Origin of the sequence: Sphingobacterium sp. SYP-B4668, assembly GCF_027627455.1 — a bacterium.
Lineage (GTDB): Bacteria > Bacteroidota > Bacteroidia > Sphingobacteriales > Sphingobacteriaceae > Sphingobacterium.
In genome coordinates this window covers 5,160,117-5,174,511 of record NZ_CP115483.1, presented here as the reverse complement: position 1 = coordinate 5,174,511, position 14,395 = coordinate 5,160,117, and the positions used below count along the sequence as shown (strand labels likewise).

14 protein-coding genes and 1 tRNA gene are annotated in these 14,395 nt (G+C 40.5%); 11 read left to right on the top strand and 4 right to left on the bottom strand.

Going from position 1 to position 14,395, the window contains the following annotated elements:
- Nucleotides 1–18 precede the first annotated feature (18 nt).
- Nucleotides 19–93: transfer RNA gene (locus OQ289_RS21065), tRNA-Val, on the top strand.
- 190 nt (nt 94–283) lie between these two features.
- Here OQ289_RS21065 and OQ289_RS21060 read toward each other — a convergent pair.
- Nucleotides 284–850 (bottom strand): porin family protein, encoded by a 567-nt coding sequence (locus tag OQ289_RS21060; protein ID WP_270088696.1) that lies wholly within the window; start codon nt 848–850, stop codon nt 284–286.
- Between the two features lie 94 nt (nt 851–944).
- Nucleotides 945–1,712 (bottom strand): lysophospholipid acyltransferase family protein, encoded by a 768-nt coding sequence (locus tag OQ289_RS21055; protein ID WP_270088695.1) that lies wholly within the window; start codon nt 1,710–1,712, stop codon nt 945–947.
- A 326-nt stretch (nt 1,713–2,038) separates the two neighbouring features.
- Here OQ289_RS21055 and OQ289_RS21050 point away from each other — a divergent pair, with 326 nt between their 5' ends.
- The 3 genes from OQ289_RS21050 to OQ289_RS21040 are packed head-to-tail and all read left to right on the top strand — an operon-like array spanning nt 2,039 to nt 5,345.
- Entirely contained in the window at nt 2,039–2,572 is a 534-nt protein-coding gene (locus OQ289_RS21050; protein WP_270088694.1) for an RNA polymerase sigma-70 factor, read from the top strand.
- Nucleotides 2,569–3,525 (top strand): FecR family protein, encoded by a 957-nt coding sequence (locus OQ289_RS21045; RefSeq protein ID WP_270088693.1) that lies wholly within the window; start codon nt 2,569–2,571, stop codon nt 3,523–3,525. The genes OQ289_RS21050 and OQ289_RS21045 overlap by 4 nt, the downstream gene beginning before the upstream one ends.
- A gap of 5 nt (nt 3,526–3,530) precedes the next feature.
- A complete protein-coding gene (locus OQ289_RS21040; protein WP_270088692.1) occupies nt 3,531–5,345 on the top strand; it encodes a hypothetical protein in 1,815 nt (604 codons plus the stop codon).
- 64 nt (nt 5,346–5,409) lie between these two features.
- Here OQ289_RS21040 and OQ289_RS21035 read toward each other — a convergent pair whose 3' ends face one another.
- Entirely contained in the window at nt 5,410–6,144 is a 735-nt protein-coding gene (locus OQ289_RS21035; protein ID WP_270088691.1) for a 3-keto-disaccharide hydrolase, read from the bottom strand.
- A 111-nt stretch (nt 6,145–6,255) separates the two neighbouring features.
- Between OQ289_RS21035 and OQ289_RS21030 the strand changes: the two genes are divergently transcribed.
- Nucleotides 6,256–7,083: a UDP-2,3-diacylglucosamine diphosphatase gene (locus OQ289_RS21030; RefSeq protein ID WP_270088690.1), complete on the top strand. Its 828-nt coding sequence runs from the start codon at nt 6,256–6,258 to the stop codon at nt 7,081–7,083.
- A gap of 8 nt (nt 7,084–7,091) precedes the next feature.
- On the opposite strand, the gene OQ289_RS21025 is transcribed toward OQ289_RS21030, so the two are convergent.
- On the bottom strand, nt 7,092–7,613 hold the full coding sequence (locus tag OQ289_RS21025) for an NADPH-dependent FMN reductase (RefSeq protein ID WP_270088689.1): 522 nt from the start codon (nt 7,611–7,613) through the stop codon (nt 7,092–7,094).
- Nucleotides 7,614–7,848: 235 nt separating this feature from the next.
- Here OQ289_RS21025 and OQ289_RS21020 point away from each other — a divergent pair, with 235 nt between their 5' ends.
- The 6 genes from OQ289_RS21020 to lepB (OQ289_RS20995) all read left to right on the top strand — a co-directional run bounded on the left by OQ289_RS21020 (nt 7,849) and on the right by lepB (OQ289_RS20995) (nt 14,322).
- The gene (locus OQ289_RS21020; protein ID WP_270088688.1) at nt 7,849–8,646 is read left to right on the top strand and encodes a ParA family protein; all 798 of its coding nucleotides are present in this window, start codon (nt 7,849–7,851) and stop codon (nt 8,644–8,646) included.
- Nucleotide 8,647: 1 nt separating this feature from the next.
- Nucleotides 8,648–9,574, top strand: a complete 927-nt coding sequence (locus OQ289_RS21015; RefSeq protein WP_270088687.1) for a ParB/RepB/Spo0J family partition protein — start codon at nt 8,648–8,650, stop codon at nt 9,572–9,574.
- 12 nt (nt 9,575–9,586) lie between these two features.
- A complete protein-coding gene (locus OQ289_RS21010) occupies nt 9,587–10,324 on the top strand; it encodes a DUF5683 domain-containing protein (protein WP_270088686.1) in 738 nt (245 codons plus the stop codon).
- 384 nt (nt 10,325–10,708) lie between these two features.
- Complete coding sequence (gene dapB, locus OQ289_RS21005; protein WP_270088685.1) at nt 10,709–11,455, top strand: 4-hydroxy-tetrahydrodipicolinate reductase; 747 nt, start codon at nt 10,709–10,711, stop codon at nt 11,453–11,455.
- Nucleotides 11,456–11,460: 5 nt separating this feature from the next.
- On the top strand, nt 11,461–12,894 hold the full coding sequence (gene lepB, locus OQ289_RS21000; RefSeq protein ID WP_270088684.1) for a signal peptidase I: 1,434 nt from the start codon (nt 11,461–11,463) through the stop codon (nt 12,892–12,894).
- 21 nt (nt 12,895–12,915) lie between these two features.
- Nucleotides 12,916–14,322 carry a signal peptidase I gene (gene lepB, locus OQ289_RS20995; protein WP_270088683.1) on the top strand — a complete coding sequence of 469 codons (1,407 nt, stop codon included), beginning with the start codon at nt 12,916–12,918 and terminating at the stop codon, nt 14,320–14,322.
- The last annotated feature ends 73 nt before the right edge of the window (nt 14,323–14,395 follow it).

Sequence of the window (14,395 nt, the reverse complement as noted above, 5' to 3'; positions counted from 1 at the left end):
ATCTATTTTAAAGTTTAAGGAGAATTAGCTCAGCTGGTTCAGAGCACCTGCCTTACAAGCAGGGGGTCACTGGTTCGAACCCAGTATTCTCCACACAAAGCATCCTCTACAGGATGCTTTTTTTTGCTCTAATTTTCTATGCCCCTCGTCTGTGTGTTATATGAAGCTACTTGGCAGATATTAGGTGGGCATGACCCAATTTGGCATGGGCTTCTACAGAATTGCATAAATAGAAAGAGCACCTTAAGGTGCTCTTTTAGAAATCGTTCGATTGAATGGGGTTTTAGAATTTATAGCCTACAGATACTCCCCATGTCTGATTCCGCGAATCTAGGGCTTTGTTGATTTTGCTAAGCCCATGGTTGTATCTCACATCCAATGTAAATTTGTTGACATCTACTCCTATATTGACCAATGCATCATATGAAAAATGTTTAAAGGAGGTCGTGGCTGTAGCATTGTTCTTCTTAAAGTCATAATTAAGTTGAGGGCCGGCCGAGAGTCTTAGGTTAATTTCTTCGTCCTCATAGAATTTGTATCCTATTTGAAGGGGGAGATTTACCTGATAGAATTTGGGTTTGTAGTTTACATTCTCAAAACGGTATTTTGCACTTGACATTGTAAAAGTCAATTCGGGTTGAAAATAGAGACGGTCTGGGGTTCTCGCAAATACACCAACTTGAGCCCCAATTTTGCCTGATTTGTCTTTCACATTTTTGTTTCCGAAAGATGTGCTATTGTACAATCCGCCAGCTTTAATACCGTAGTCAAAATTTTGTGCACGGACAGATGTGCTTAACCCCAATACTAACGCTAAGAAAGCGACGCTTGTTTTTAAATTTGTTTTCATTTTCGTTGTGTTTTTTTACTGTAGTTGATATTAATCTTTTCTTTGTTTATTCATGAGACAATCGAAATGTAGATTACCCTTGTCTCTATGCTAATTACTTCCATCGTCGATGCGACCATAGCCAATATGAGGGGTTCTTCTTTATCGAATTTTCTAATAGTTTCGTATAGGCCTTTGTAATTTCACCTTCAGAAATCTGCACTGTAGTTTCGCATATTGCTTTACAGGATAGCTGCCATGTGCGATCATCTATTGCTTGAAGCTCACCATAAATAACATAGGCATTAAGTAATTTTGCGGTTTTTTCGGGACCATTAAATGCATAGGTATTTTGATTCAGGAAGTTGACGGGGTATCCGTTTTTTAAACCAGGATATTGATCTGCGATAAAGAGCGTGATTTTAGGTGTTTCTTTTTCCTTTAATAAGGTGCGTAAAGCTTGTTGGGAAGGGAGTAACCTCAATCCATATTTGGTTCTATTGTGTTTGATGACAGTGTCGAAAAATTTGTTCTTCAGAGGTTTGTAAAGTGCTTGGACAGGAATATCCAATAGTTGTGGAAGTCTATTTAGCATTTCCCAGTTTCCGTAGTGACCAATGATGATGATGATATTGCGACCTTCTCCATGTACCCTACGGAATGTATCTATGTCATGTTCCGTTAGTTTGACGGTGGAGACACAGGGCGCCAACATTTCTATGCATAGCCTAGCAAAGCTTTGGTAGAAAGCATTGGTTTTTGCGGTCATGTCGCTATAGTGGGTATCAGGGAGGGCCCGCGCTAAATTTTGAACGACAACAGTATACCTGTATCTAAAAACACGGCCAATTAGGAACCCCAGGAATTGATGTACTCTATGCATGTTGCTCTATCTCGGTTAGGTATTTATTCCGCGCTCTCTTCTATGGATCTTAATATTCTCCATAATATCCAAAAAGTGTAAAGGATTAGGCATAGCCCAGAGGTGATAGATAGTATAAGGATAGTCATGTCTTAAAGAATTGTTTTATAGCTTTGACAATTGATAAGACTTTTACCCTTGCTCGCCATAATAGTTTTATCTTATTGATGGTCGTTTTGAAAAAAAATAAAATAGGAACAAGGGTAAAATGATGTTTGCTTGTCTCTATATAAACTGGATGTCCAGAGTGCATTTTAATTAGTCCAACAATAGCCATTACAAGACATATGCTTCTTCAAAAGGAACAAACATTTGAAAAGATTTTTCGGGAACATTTTAAGGAATTGCATCGGTATGCTTTTCGCTTTTTGGAAGATTCGGACGTAGCGGAAGAAATCGTCCAACAGGTATTTATGAGGCTGTGGGAAAGAGATTGGGAAAACGAGATCCATACCTCCTTGAAAGCCTATCTATATCGGTCGGTGTATCATGAGAGCCTCAATACGTTAAAACGGGATCAATTGAAAAGAAAATATCAGACGCATCAGACAGCTTTAGGTGAAGATGTAACTTACCTCGATCAAGGAGATACAGAGTTGAAGAAACAACTTCGATTGGCTTTGTCTCATTTGCCTGAGAAAAGTAGGGTGGTTTTTGAAATGAGTAGATTCCAGGACTTGAAGTACAAAGAAATTGCAGAAGTACTGAATCTGTCTCTCAAGACGGTAGAAGGGCATATGAGTAAGGCATTGCGGCATCTGCGTGTGCATCTGGTGGAATATTTAACAGTGTTGGCCATTTCTTTAATGTTTGGATTATGAAAGAAGAATTATTAATACGATATATTGTCGGAGAACTTACGTCGGAAGAGCGTATTGCTGTTGAGGAATGGATTTTTCTGGACAAAAAAAACGAGAAAGTTTATTCAGAGATGAAAAAAGTATGGGAGCTCGGGGCTCATGTCAAGTTGCCGAAGGACGTCGATGTGGATCAAGCTTGGGCTACATTCGTGAGTCGGCGGTCTGGTCGGGAGATGAGCACTAAATCAGTTGCGGTGGTTTCGATTAAGCGGAGGATTCAATGGGCGGCAGCAGCTGTGTTGCTAATCGGACTTTCGTTTTATTGGTTAGATGCGAGTAGGAGCGATTCTAAGCATTTGCAAACTTTGGCAAATATACAACGAGATAGTCTACCGGACGGTAGTGTGGTGACTTTAAATCGGAACGCTGCACTGACGTATTATGAGTCATGGTTCAATAAAAATAGGCAGGTTAAGTTAATGAATGGTGAAGCTTTTTTTGAGGTCAAACGTGATGAGAAGCATCCCTTTGTTATAGAATCTGGCAAATCCCGTATTACCGTATTAGGAACCAGTTTTCACGTGCGTCAAGATAAGAGTGATACTGAGGTAATTGTCGCATCCGGGTCTGTGCGGGTTCAGTTTGGTAATCAGGAGGTGGTTTTGAAACCTCGTCAGTATGCGTTGATAACAGATAGTGTGAAGAATAGTATCAAAGTGGATACCGTACCGGACCAATTATATAAGTACTACGTTCATCAAGAGTTTGTTTTCGAAAACACTCCACTTACGCGTGTGCTCCAAGTCTTGAGCAAGGCCTATGATATACAATTTGTATTAGATAATCCTGAGCATGGCAGAAAGTTGTTGTCGGCGACTTTCGAACAACAAACATTGTCAGAAATGATTGATGTCATCCTGAAAACCTTTGATCTGAGAATAGAAAAGAAGGGGCATGTTTATCACATTAAGTAAGCATTATGTTTAGATTTAAAATCGTTCGTCGAATGAAGTTGGTTGTTTTTTTTGTGCAAAGATTAAAATTATTTGCGCTCGTATTCTGTTCTCATGCGATTGGTCCATATGCGATTGCGCAGAGTAAATTATCGCAAGAGGTGCGAGTTCCCGAGTTCAAGGGAGCGGTTGTTAGAGATATCTTTAATTGGGTGAATGAAAAGGAGGGGATAAGCTTCTCTTATAACAGTCGATTGCTCAACCCAGATAGTGTTGTCAATGTCAAACCTTTTAAAGGCGTCTTGGTCGCTTATTTGGAAAAGGTCTTGGGGCAGCAATTTAGTTTTAAAGAGACTTCGTCCCATATTATTATAAACTATGCTCCCCAACGTATGGATGTAGAAGTCAACATTCCTGAAGAAATTAATAATAGGATGATGATTACAGGGTATATCCGAGATCTACGTACCGACAAGGCTATTCCTTATGCAAGTGTATATGATAGGGGGGCTTTCGTGTCTACATTGACAGATCGTAACGGTTACTTTGAGCTGGACGTAAAAAAGCCGGATAATCTAATTGCAATATCTATGAGTAAAGAAGACTATAGAGACACCTCTATCATGTTGCTGCTGCCTGTCGAGGCTGCTGAGTTGTTGGGAAAAGGAGGAAAATTAGGTTACTACAGTGACTATGGTCAGGGCAAGACGGTTTTCTCTACTTTTTTTGGAGGACTCTTTTCAAATTCCTCACAAAGACTTCAAAGTCTCAATTTGGCGGGCGTATTTGCTTATAGCCCCTTTCAAGTGTCGCTGACTCCAGGATTGAGTACCCATGGTTTTTTTGAATCTCAAGTCGTCAATAAGTTTTCTTTAAACGTACTAGGTGGATATACCGCTGGTGTAGATGGATTTGAGATGGCAGGTGCATTTAACATCAATCAATATAATGTAAGGGGGACGCAGGTTGGAGGATTATTTAATGTAGTTGGAGGCAATGTAAAGGGAGTGCAACTTGCTGGCGGAGGGAATATTGTTGTACACGATCTTTCTGGGGTACAGATTGGTGGAATTTGGAACAATGTAGATACAGTCAAGTCAGGAGCGCAAATTGCTGGAGCTCTTAATCTTGCTCGCCAATCTAAAGGTGTGCAACTGGCCGGAGTGACAAATATATCAAGGGCTGATGTGGGCAGTCAGATAGCTGGTGGAGTGAATATTGCCAAAAGTACAAAAGGTGTACAGTTGGCCGGGGTGACGAATATATCAAGAGCTAATGTGGGCAGTCAGATAGCTGGAGGTGTCAATATCGCAAAAAAAGTAAAAGGAATTCAGCTTGCAGGACTAGTCAATATTGCAGATAGCAGCGACTATCCAATAGGTGTTTTCAACTTTATAAAAAATGGAAGTAAAGAATTCTCCATTAGTGTGGACGAAAGCAAGTTAGTTGCTTTTAATTTCCGTTCTGGAGGGCGCGTGATGTACAGTTTGATTGGGGTGGGGGCCTATGTTGATAGCGAGGATTCAAAGTATGCGGTCGAGTTCGGGATAGGGGCTAATTTGATTCGTCGTCAGCGATTTTCACTTGCGACAGAGTTGGCAACACGGACAAGCTTTACCTCTGGATTCGATGATGATGTCAATCGGGCTATCTTTCGAGTAATTCCTAGATATCATCTGACAAAGAGTCTACAAGTTTATGTTGCGCCGTCGTTTAATTATTCCGAATCTATGCTTTCAGCAGAAACAAGGGAATCCGTGCGGTGGAAAATTTGGGGAGCCGACAAACGGTCCAATACGTTTCACGGGGGAGCGTCTGCAGGGCTTGTCTTCCATTGGTGAAGCTTTAGTGTTTTTGGCAGTCTGACCCGTCAAACCTATTTTTTGAGTAGCGGGTCAGATTGATTTACAGTTCTCTAATTTTTATATTTTTAAAGGCAACGGAGTCTGTATGATTTTGAAAAGCAATTTTACCGGATGGGATTTTAGCAAAATCGGGATGGATTTTTAGGTTGCTTTGTTGAACTTTTCCTTTCCAAGAAGGTCCGTTGAGATTTTCCTCTGCGGTTATGAGACCGTTGAGCCAAAAAGTGATGATACCATTTTTTTGAATGATTTTAGATGAGTTCCACTCTCCATAGGGATTGGGTTTGGACTGGCTGCCGTTACAGCTGACGTCGTAAATACAGCCAGCCCAATGGGTGCTGTCTTGTTGGTGTCGAGGTTCGGCATTTGCATTGTCCAATAGCTGCATTTCTATTCCAGTGACAAAGGTTGCGCTATATTTGGGGTCTTCTTGTACATTGATGAACACTCCGCTATTACCTCCCTTTCCGATACTCCAATCAAAAGTCAATTCAAAGTTTTCATAGCTTTTGTCGGTAACGAGATCCCCATATACACCATCCTTTTTGTGGGGAGAGCAGGATAGTATATTCTCACCTACAATCCATTTGGTATTGGTGTCAGTTTGGTTGAAGACATGCCATCCTTTGGTGTTTTCTCCGTTGAACAGCAGTTTCCAGCCGTCTTGCTTTTCCGCAGCGGATAGTACATTGGAATCAGGCTTTGGTTGGCTACAGCTTTGGCAGAGAAAAACAATTGCTAAGACGGGGATTACAAACTTTTTGAACAGGTCCATTCAGATGTTGATTATTGATGAGCGGTAAAGATATAAAAATTATAATTTCTTAATTGTCTGAAAATGATTAATTAATATGCGTTTTGCTTTTTTGTAAAAACGAAATGACCTATGAAACGTGAAGTAGATTTAGTTATTCTTTCAGACGTGCACTTAGGGACATATGGCTGTAGAGCCTATGAACTCTTGCAATATTTGAGGTCAATTAAACCACGTAAACTGATTTTGAATGGCGATATTATCGATATTTGGCAATTTAAGAAAAGTTACTTTCCCGATACTCATCTGTCGGTCATTAAGTACGTTTTTGAAATGGCTTGCCAAGGGACCGAAGTCATTTATATCACGGGCAATCATGATGAAATGCTCCGAAAATTTGTCAATGTTCATTTTGGTAATATTCTATTGGCCAATAAGATTGTGCTTAATTTAGGAGGGAAGTTGGCTTGGGTTTTTCACGGGGATGTATTTGATGTTTCTATACATCATGCCAAATGGTTAGCAAAATTGGGTGGTTGGGGATACGATAAGTTGATTCAGCTTAATAACCTCTTCAATTGGTTTTTAGTCAAGTTGGGGAAAGAGAAGTATTCTTTTTCTAAAAAAATCAAAAACAGCGTAAAGAAGGCTGTTAAGTATATCAATGATTTTGAGGATACAGCCTCGGAGCTGGCAATAGAGCAGGGGTATGATTATGTCGTGTGCGGACATATTCACCAGCCTCAAATTAAGCCGGTTAAGAATAGAAAAGGAGAAACCGTGTATCTAAATGCCGGCGATTGGGTGGAAAATCTAACCGCTCTCGAGTATCACGAAGGAGAGTGGGTAATGTTTAACTATGAAAGTAGTAAGCATCTTCTTGGGAAGTATCCTGCTCCAGACCTTTTGTTCAAGGATACGATTGACAGTCTTCTTGAAAATATTCTTAAATCGAAATAGCGCTTGGACTAAAAGCGTATAATTTCGTCCAATTGCTCATTGACAAATTTGATAGTGGTGGATTGGAAAAGCTCTTGTTGCTCATTTAGCTCCGACTGAATGTGCGGGATATGTATTTTTAAGGGGAGGACATGCATTCGAAGGTAATTGCATACTCCTGTAAAATGATCGATGCCTCTGATGTTACCGTACTTACCGCTGGATACTCCTACTAACGCAGCTTTTTTATTGAAAAAGCTGATTGGGAAAGCACAAGCATCAATAAAAATCTTCAAGACGCCGGGGTAGCTACCGTTGTATTCGGGGATTATGAATATAATTCTTTTTGCCTCTGAAACCTGCTCTTGTATGCGTCTAAAGGCTTCACTACGATTGTTATACAGGTCTGAAACGATGATGTTGTCGGGTAAGTCTATCAAAGATAGAAGTTGCCATTGCTCTCCTTTTCGTTGGAGCTCTTGTTGATAATATTTTGCTACCTTTAAGGAGTGGCTTCCTTGTCTATTCGTTCCAGATATAATTAAATCCATTGTCGTCTTGTTACTTACAAAAACCGCGTCAGCTTCGGGTTATGATATCGCTGATTTTTTGTATCTTAGCGGTCTGTGGTATAGTGTTCTAAACCTCTACCAAAAGTACGAATTTAACATCATTTAAGCATTTTATTCATAAAACGTCAGTAAATTTGTGATTTGAGTTTAATAAATCTTGATTTTCGGCGATTTAGAAGAGTAGGAAGTATACAACGAATTAGATTATCATTCAATGGGTAAAATTATAGCTATCGCAAATCAAAAAGGAGGGGTTGGAAAAACAACCACTTCCATCAACTTGGCCGCGAGTTTGGCAGTATTGGAGTATAAAACGCTTCTAGTTGATGCCGATCCTCAAGCAAACTCTACCTCTGGTATAGGGTTTGATCCTCGTGGTATCAAGGCCAGCGTCTACGAATGTTTGGTGAATGATTTGGCTGCACGTGACGCTATTCAGGCGACCGAAACCCCGAACTTAGATCTTTTTCCAGCGCATATTGATTTGGTGGGGGCTGAGATTGAAATGATCAATATGCATGAGCGGGAATATAAGATGAAGAAGGTGCTGGACGATATAAAGGATGATTACGATTTTATCATTATTGATTGCTCACCTTCTCTAGGGCTAATCACGATTAATGCTTTGACTGCTTCTGATTCTGTCATTATACCTGTTCAATGTGAGTATTTTGCCTTGGAAGGTTTGGGGAAATTGTTGAATACGATTAAGATAGTGCAGAATAGGTTAAATACAAATTTGGAGATAGAGGGTATTTTATTGACGATGTATGACGTGCGTCTTCGCCTATCAAACCAAGTGGTAGAGGAGGTGCGTACCCATTTCAGTGATTTGGTATTTAGCACTATCATTCAACGGAATACACGATTGAGTGAGGCTCCAAGTTTTGGTATTTCAGTAATTATGCATGATGCGTCTTGTAAAGGTGCTATCAATTACCTGAATTTAGCCAGAGAGATTTTGGAAAAAAATGGATTGATTAAAGAGGAAAAGCAAACGGTAACCGCATAGTATGGCTGCACAACAACGTAAAACAGGATTAGGGAAAGGGCTTGGAGCTTTGCTTCAAGATGAGAATATGGAAGTGTCGAGATCATCAAGCGTCTCGGAGTCGGATATAATGGAGAGAGGCAAGACCTCTGGAAGTATAAATTTTATACGGGTAGATGAGATTACTGTTAATCCATTTCAGCCAAGGACAGACTTTGACGAGCAGGCACTCCAAGAATTATCAGACTCCATCCAACTACAGGGGCTGATTCAACCTATTACCGTACGCCAAGTCGGTGATAGTGCTTATCAGCTCATTAGTGGAGAACGTCGTCTTAGGGCCTCTAAGTTGGCCGGAATTAGAGAAATCCCGGCTTATGTCCGTACGGCCAATGACCAGCAAATGTTGGAAATGGCCTTAATTGAAAATATTCAGCGTGAGAATCTGAATGCCATTGAAGTGGCTTTGAGCTTTCAACGGATGATAGAAGAGTGTAATCTTAAGCAAGAGGAATTAGGGGATCGCGTCAGTAAAAACCGTTCCACTGTCACCAACTACCTTAGACTGTTGAAATTGCCGCCAGTGATTCAAGCTGCAATTCGTGATGGACAACTCTCCATGGGGCATGCTCGTGCATTGATTAACGTTGGAGAGGTAGACAAGCAATTGTTTATTTTTAAAGAAATCATCGAAAAAGGTTTGTCGGTTAGAAAGGCTGAACAACTTGTTCGCGAGGTTCAACAGGCGGCAGCCCGTAAAAAATCACCGGGAGAGGACAAAACGGCTTTGCCCTTTCAGTTTCAAAAAATTGAAGATGACCTAGCAACCAAATTTTCTTCTAGAGTCAAGCTGAATGTTAAATCATCAACTAAAGGAAAAGGTGCAATTGAGATTCCTTTTGAGTCTGAAGACGATTTGAGCAGAATCCTTGAACTCTTGGATTGGTAATCTTTATCCATAATGACGAAGTCCCTCTTTTTATTTCTCGTTTTCTTTACTTTTTGCCTTTCGGTCTTTGGACAAAAGCAAGATAGTGTCAAAACAGCCATTTCGGTGCAGAAATCTGCAGAAAAGATGGATGCAATCCAAGACACTGTAAAAAAAGAGGAGACACGTAAAGAGAGACGGAGGCGAGAAAAGGCGGAGAAGGAAGCAAAAGAGGAAGCTGAAAATGCGCTAAAGGACTCTGCACGTTTAGCCATAGAACATAAGTCAACAGTCGCTTGGAAAAGGTCGCTGATGGTTCCTGGATGGGGACAATATTCCAATGGAGGACTTTGGTGGATCAAAGTTCCAGTTATTTACGGAGGGTTTGTTTCAACGGGTCTCGTTATCGAATTTAACCATCGATATTACAAACGTGTCATCAAAGAGCTGGATTTTCGGCAAAAGAGTGGAGGTACTGATAAGCTTGATCCGGAGATGCTGAACCAATCTACAGACGGGCTGATTCGAATCAAGGATGGTTATCGTCGAAACCGTGACTTGGCGATTCTGGGTACGTTAGGATGGTATGGTCTAAATGTCGTTGAAGCATATGTTGACTCTATGCTTAAAAACAGATGGAGTATAGGGGATGCCAAGCGCTTCACGTACCGATTTTCTCCTACAGTATTATCTGGTAATGGGCAGTATGCATTCCAACCTTACCTCCTAAAACCACATTTTGGAGTCAAAATGACCTTGCAATTCAAATAATACATACAAATCCCTTTGTAAATCCGTTTAAGTCATTAAATTAGCGTGATAATTTATAATGGCTTGGAGAAGTAGCCTATTCATCGACACTTTGCTCATTACGTGATGCTAGCACTGATTAGTGATGAAAGAGGTATTATTTAGACAAAATCATATATGAAATATCCATTGGCAAAGTAATACGCCGATATCAATACTCCCAAAAGCATTTTCCCTCGAGGGAAAATAGAATGTTGGAGGTCGAATATTGTGGCTGTCTTATATGACAATGTGGAGATCAAAACATATACAGATGAACCTGAAGGGAATCATTAAGCTGAAAAGCCATGACTATTTTATCACCAAAGGGTCCCTCTAATAGATATAAAAACAAAATATATACAGATGAAAATTGTTCTTTTGGGATACGGTAAAATGGGTCAGCTCATTGAAAAATTTGCACAAAAGCGAGGGCATGAGATTATGTTGATTGTCGATCAGCACAATAGAGAAACATTAACTGCTGTAGATATTCAAGGTGCCGATGTCGCCATAGATTTTAGTATCCCATCGGGTGCATTGGAAAACATTAGTCTCTGTTTCGAAGCTTCTGTCCCTCTTGTTGTAGGGACAACTGGTTGGTACGACCATCTAGAAGAAGTTAAAGAAATCTGTTTAGCAGACAATCAATCTTTGCTATACGGTTCGAATTTCAGCATCGGAGTCAACGTCTTTTTTCACATTAATAGAATGTTATCTAAAGCCATCCAGCCGTATCACCAATATGATGTCCAAGTAGAAGAGATCCATCATGTGCATAAGCTGGATGCGCCCAGCGGGACGGCAATTACGATAGCAGAGGGGATTTTAGAAAACAGTGATAGCAAATCCAAATGGGTCAATGAGCTTGTGGATAATGGCGGCAGCGAGATTATCCCTAAACCCAATGAGTTACTGATCGAAAGTCTTCGTATTGAGGAGGTGCCTGGTACACATACTGTACTATATAGCTCCGAGGTTGATCAGATTGAATTCAAACATACTGCTCATAGTAGAGAGGGGTTTGCTCTAGGAGCTGTTATTGCAGCAGAATGGCTTCAAGGGAAGAAGGGGTTTTATCAAGTAACTGAAATGTTTGACTTTAACAAATAGAGACTATGATCAGTATTATTGTATTCGTTATCTTAACCATAGTTGCCTTATTTGGATTATGGAAACTTCTTGTAAAAGCTGGAAAGCAAGGATGGGAGTCCATCGTCCCTTTTTACAGGGAATATGTATTTGCGAAGTTGACCGGCCGACCTACATGGCATGTCTATTTATTGGTTATTCCTATTGTCAATATATTTGTCTTTTATGGACTTTACCTTGATTTCGTTAAGTCCTTTGGTAAATTTCGCTTTTGGGAGCATGCTGCCGCAGTATTGGTCCCGTTTATAGTATTACCGATGTGGGCTAATGATCCAACAGTCAAATATTTGGGACTATCTGCCACTGAAGAGTTTCGTAAGAAGTATCCATACAAGAAGACAATGGCAAGAGAATGGGCGGACGCCATTGTCTTCGCTATAGTCGCCGCTTATTTTATCCGTAGTTTTGTGATCGAGCTTTATTTCATTCCTTCAGGCTCCATGGAAAAAACGTTGATGACGGGTGATTGTATCGTTGTGAGTAAATTTCACTACGGCGTGCGTTTGCCGATTACTCCTCTGGCGTTCCCACTTGCGCATCATACAATGCCATTATTGGGTACAAAAGCCTACTCTACGCTTATACAATGGCCTTACCGTCGCCTACCAGGATTACAAGCGATTAAAAGGAATGACATTTTTGTCTTCAATCTACCCGAAGAGGCAGATCCACCATTAAGTCGCCCAATTGATAAGAGAGAAAATCTGATTAAGAGATGTGTTGGCGCCCCAGGAGATATCATTACTTTGAAAGAGTCAGTGCTTTATGTAAATGGTCAACCGGGCTTTGTCCCTGAGGAAGGATTGATGGATTATTTTGTCTTTACAGACGGTACGGGTTTGAATCCTGAACGTATGTTGGACAAGAGAATTGAGTTTTATTCTGCAGGTCAAGAACCTTATCAGGTATTTTTGACAAAAGCCGAATTGGCCGACATGAAGACATGGCCAAATATCAAACAGATTATTCCCAATATTGCAAAACCTTCTGACGTAGATCAGGGGGAGGGCATATTCCCACACCATCCAAGCTACCATTGGAATGTGGATAATTTTGGACCTCTTCAGATTCCGAAAAAAGGATGGACGGTTCAATTAGACAGTTTGACCATGCCTTTGTACGAGCGTGCGATACGCGTGTATGAAGGAAATGAGGTGGAAGTGAAGGGGCAGGATATCTTCATCAATGGGGTTAAGTCTGCAAGCTATACTTTTAAAATGAATTACTATTGGATGATGGGTGACAATCGTCATAATTCTAGAGATGCAAGAGTGTGGGGTTTGGTTCCTGAAGACCATATTGTCGGAAAGCCGCTAATCGTGTTGTACAGCAAAGATAAGGATGGAGCATGGTTTTCTAGCTTTAGGTGGAATAGGACGTTCAAGAGTATAAACGATTAAGTAAGGGAGTAGGAAGTCAGCATGTGGTATATTATTGGGGGAATAGCGTCCCTTGTTTCATTATATGGATTGTGGAGATTATTTGAAAAAGCGGGACTACAGGGATGGAAAACGCTGATTCCTTTTTATAGAGAATATGTGATAGCCCAAGTCACGGCACGCCCCACTTGGTGGATAGCCCTGTTGCTGGTGCCTGTCGTTAATATCTTCGTTTTCTATGGAATATATTTCGATTTTATAAAATCTTTTGGACGCCGACGTTTTTGGGAGCATGCTGCCGCAGTTTTGGTACCATTTGTCGTTCTTCCCATGTGGGCTCACGATTCAAATGTTCAATATCTTGGGGCATATCACACGGAAGAATTTCAGGAAAAATATCCCTACACCAAGTCGTTTGCAAGAGAGTGGGCAGATGCTATTGTATTTGCAGTTGTTGCGGCTTCATTGATACGAGGTTTTTTGATTGAAGCTTATATGATTCCTACCGGATCTATGGAAAGAAGCCTTCTTGTTGGCGATTTCTTATTCGTCAGCAAACTTAATTACGGGCCACGTGTTCCGATGACTCCTTTGGCATTCCCATTTGCGCATCACACGATGCCCGTGACAGGAGGGAAGGCATATTCCGAATTTATCACAGTTCCCTACAAAAGACTGCCAGGTTTTCAAGACATCAAGCGCAATGATGTTGTTGTGTTTAATTATCCGATGGAAGCTGACGAACCCTATAATAGACCCATTGATAAAAGAGAAAATTATATCAAAAGGCTTGTTGGAATGCCTGGAGATAAAGTCTCCATGAAAAATAAGCACCTGTTTATAAATGACCAGCCTGCATTTACGGATAAAAATATGCAACAGGCGTATTGGGTATTTACGGATGGATCTGGACTAGATGATGCAGTACTTGTTCAGAATAGGTTTGAATTTGATCGAAGTTTTGTTGAGCCCTATTTACTACATATAACAGCAGATGAGGCGGCAGGTCTTAAGAAATGGTCCAATGTGAAGCAAGTAATTGCATTTTCCAATCAAAATTCTGCTTTTCCTCACGTAAGCACCTCGGGATGGACCTTTGATACTTTTGGCCCATTGATCGTTCCTCAGAAAGATTGGACAGTGACGTTGGATACCTTGACATTTCCTTTTTATGAGCGAGCTATCCGAGTGTACGAAGGAAACTCGGTCGACTTGAAGTCGGATGGTATTTACATTAACGGTAGGAAGACGGATAGGTATACCTTTCAGATGAATTATTATTGGATGATGGGTGATAATCGTGACAATTCTGAAGACTCTAGGGGGTGGGGTTTTGTTCCCGAAAATCATATTGTAGGTAAAGCTATTTTCGTTTGGTTGAGTTGGGATAAAGATGGTACATTCTTATCTAAGATTAGATGGAATAGGTTATTTAGAGGAATTGAGTAGTAATTGTTTATTTTGATATAATAAAGGGCGTACTATTAATCGAATAGTACGCCCTTTTCTTTTTTATATCTCT

Coding starts and splice junctions, on each gene's coding strand:
- OQ289_RS21015 (WP_270088687.1), top strand. CDS start 8,648: ATGGCTGCACAACAACGTAAAACAGGATTAGGGAAAGGGCTTGGAGCT.
- OQ289_RS21050 (WP_270088694.1), top strand. CDS start 2,039: ATGCTTCTTCAAAAGGAACAAACATTTGAAAAGATTTTTCGGGAACAT.
- OQ289_RS21010 (WP_270088686.1), top strand. CDS start 9,587: ATGACGAAGTCCCTCTTTTTATTTCTCGTTTTCTTTACTTTTTGCCTT.
- OQ289_RS21035 (WP_270088691.1), bottom strand. CDS start 6,144: ATGGACCTGTTCAAAAAGTTTGTAATCCCCGTCTTAGCAATTGTTTTT.
- OQ289_RS21055 (WP_270088695.1), bottom strand. CDS start 1,712: ATGCATAGAGTACATCAATTCCTGGGGTTCCTAATTGGCCGTGTTTTT.
- OQ289_RS21060 (WP_270088696.1), bottom strand. CDS start 850: ATGAAAACAAATTTAAAAACAAGCGTCGCTTTCTTAGCGTTAGTATTG.
- lepB (WP_270088684.1), top strand. CDS start 11,461: ATGATCAGTATTATTGTATTCGTTATCTTAACCATAGTTGCCTTATTT.
- lepB (WP_270088683.1), top strand. CDS start 12,916: ATGTGGTATATTATTGGGGGAATAGCGTCCCTTGTTTCATTATATGGA.
- OQ289_RS21045 (WP_270088693.1), top strand. CDS start 2,569: ATGAAAGAAGAATTATTAATACGATATATTGTCGGAGAACTTACGTCG.
- OQ289_RS21040 (WP_270088692.1), top strand. CDS start 3,531: ATGTTTAGATTTAAAATCGTTCGTCGAATGAAGTTGGTTGTTTTTTTT.
- OQ289_RS21030 (WP_270088690.1), top strand. CDS start 6,256: ATGAAACGTGAAGTAGATTTAGTTATTCTTTCAGACGTGCACTTAGGG.
- OQ289_RS21020 (WP_270088688.1), top strand. CDS start 7,849: ATGGGTAAAATTATAGCTATCGCAAATCAAAAAGGAGGGGTTGGAAAA.
- dapB (WP_270088685.1), top strand. CDS start 10,709: ATGAAAATTGTTCTTTTGGGATACGGTAAAATGGGTCAGCTCATTGAA.
- OQ289_RS21025 (WP_270088689.1), bottom strand. CDS start 7,613: ATGGATTTAATTATATCTGGAACGAATAGACAAGGAAGCCACTCCTTA.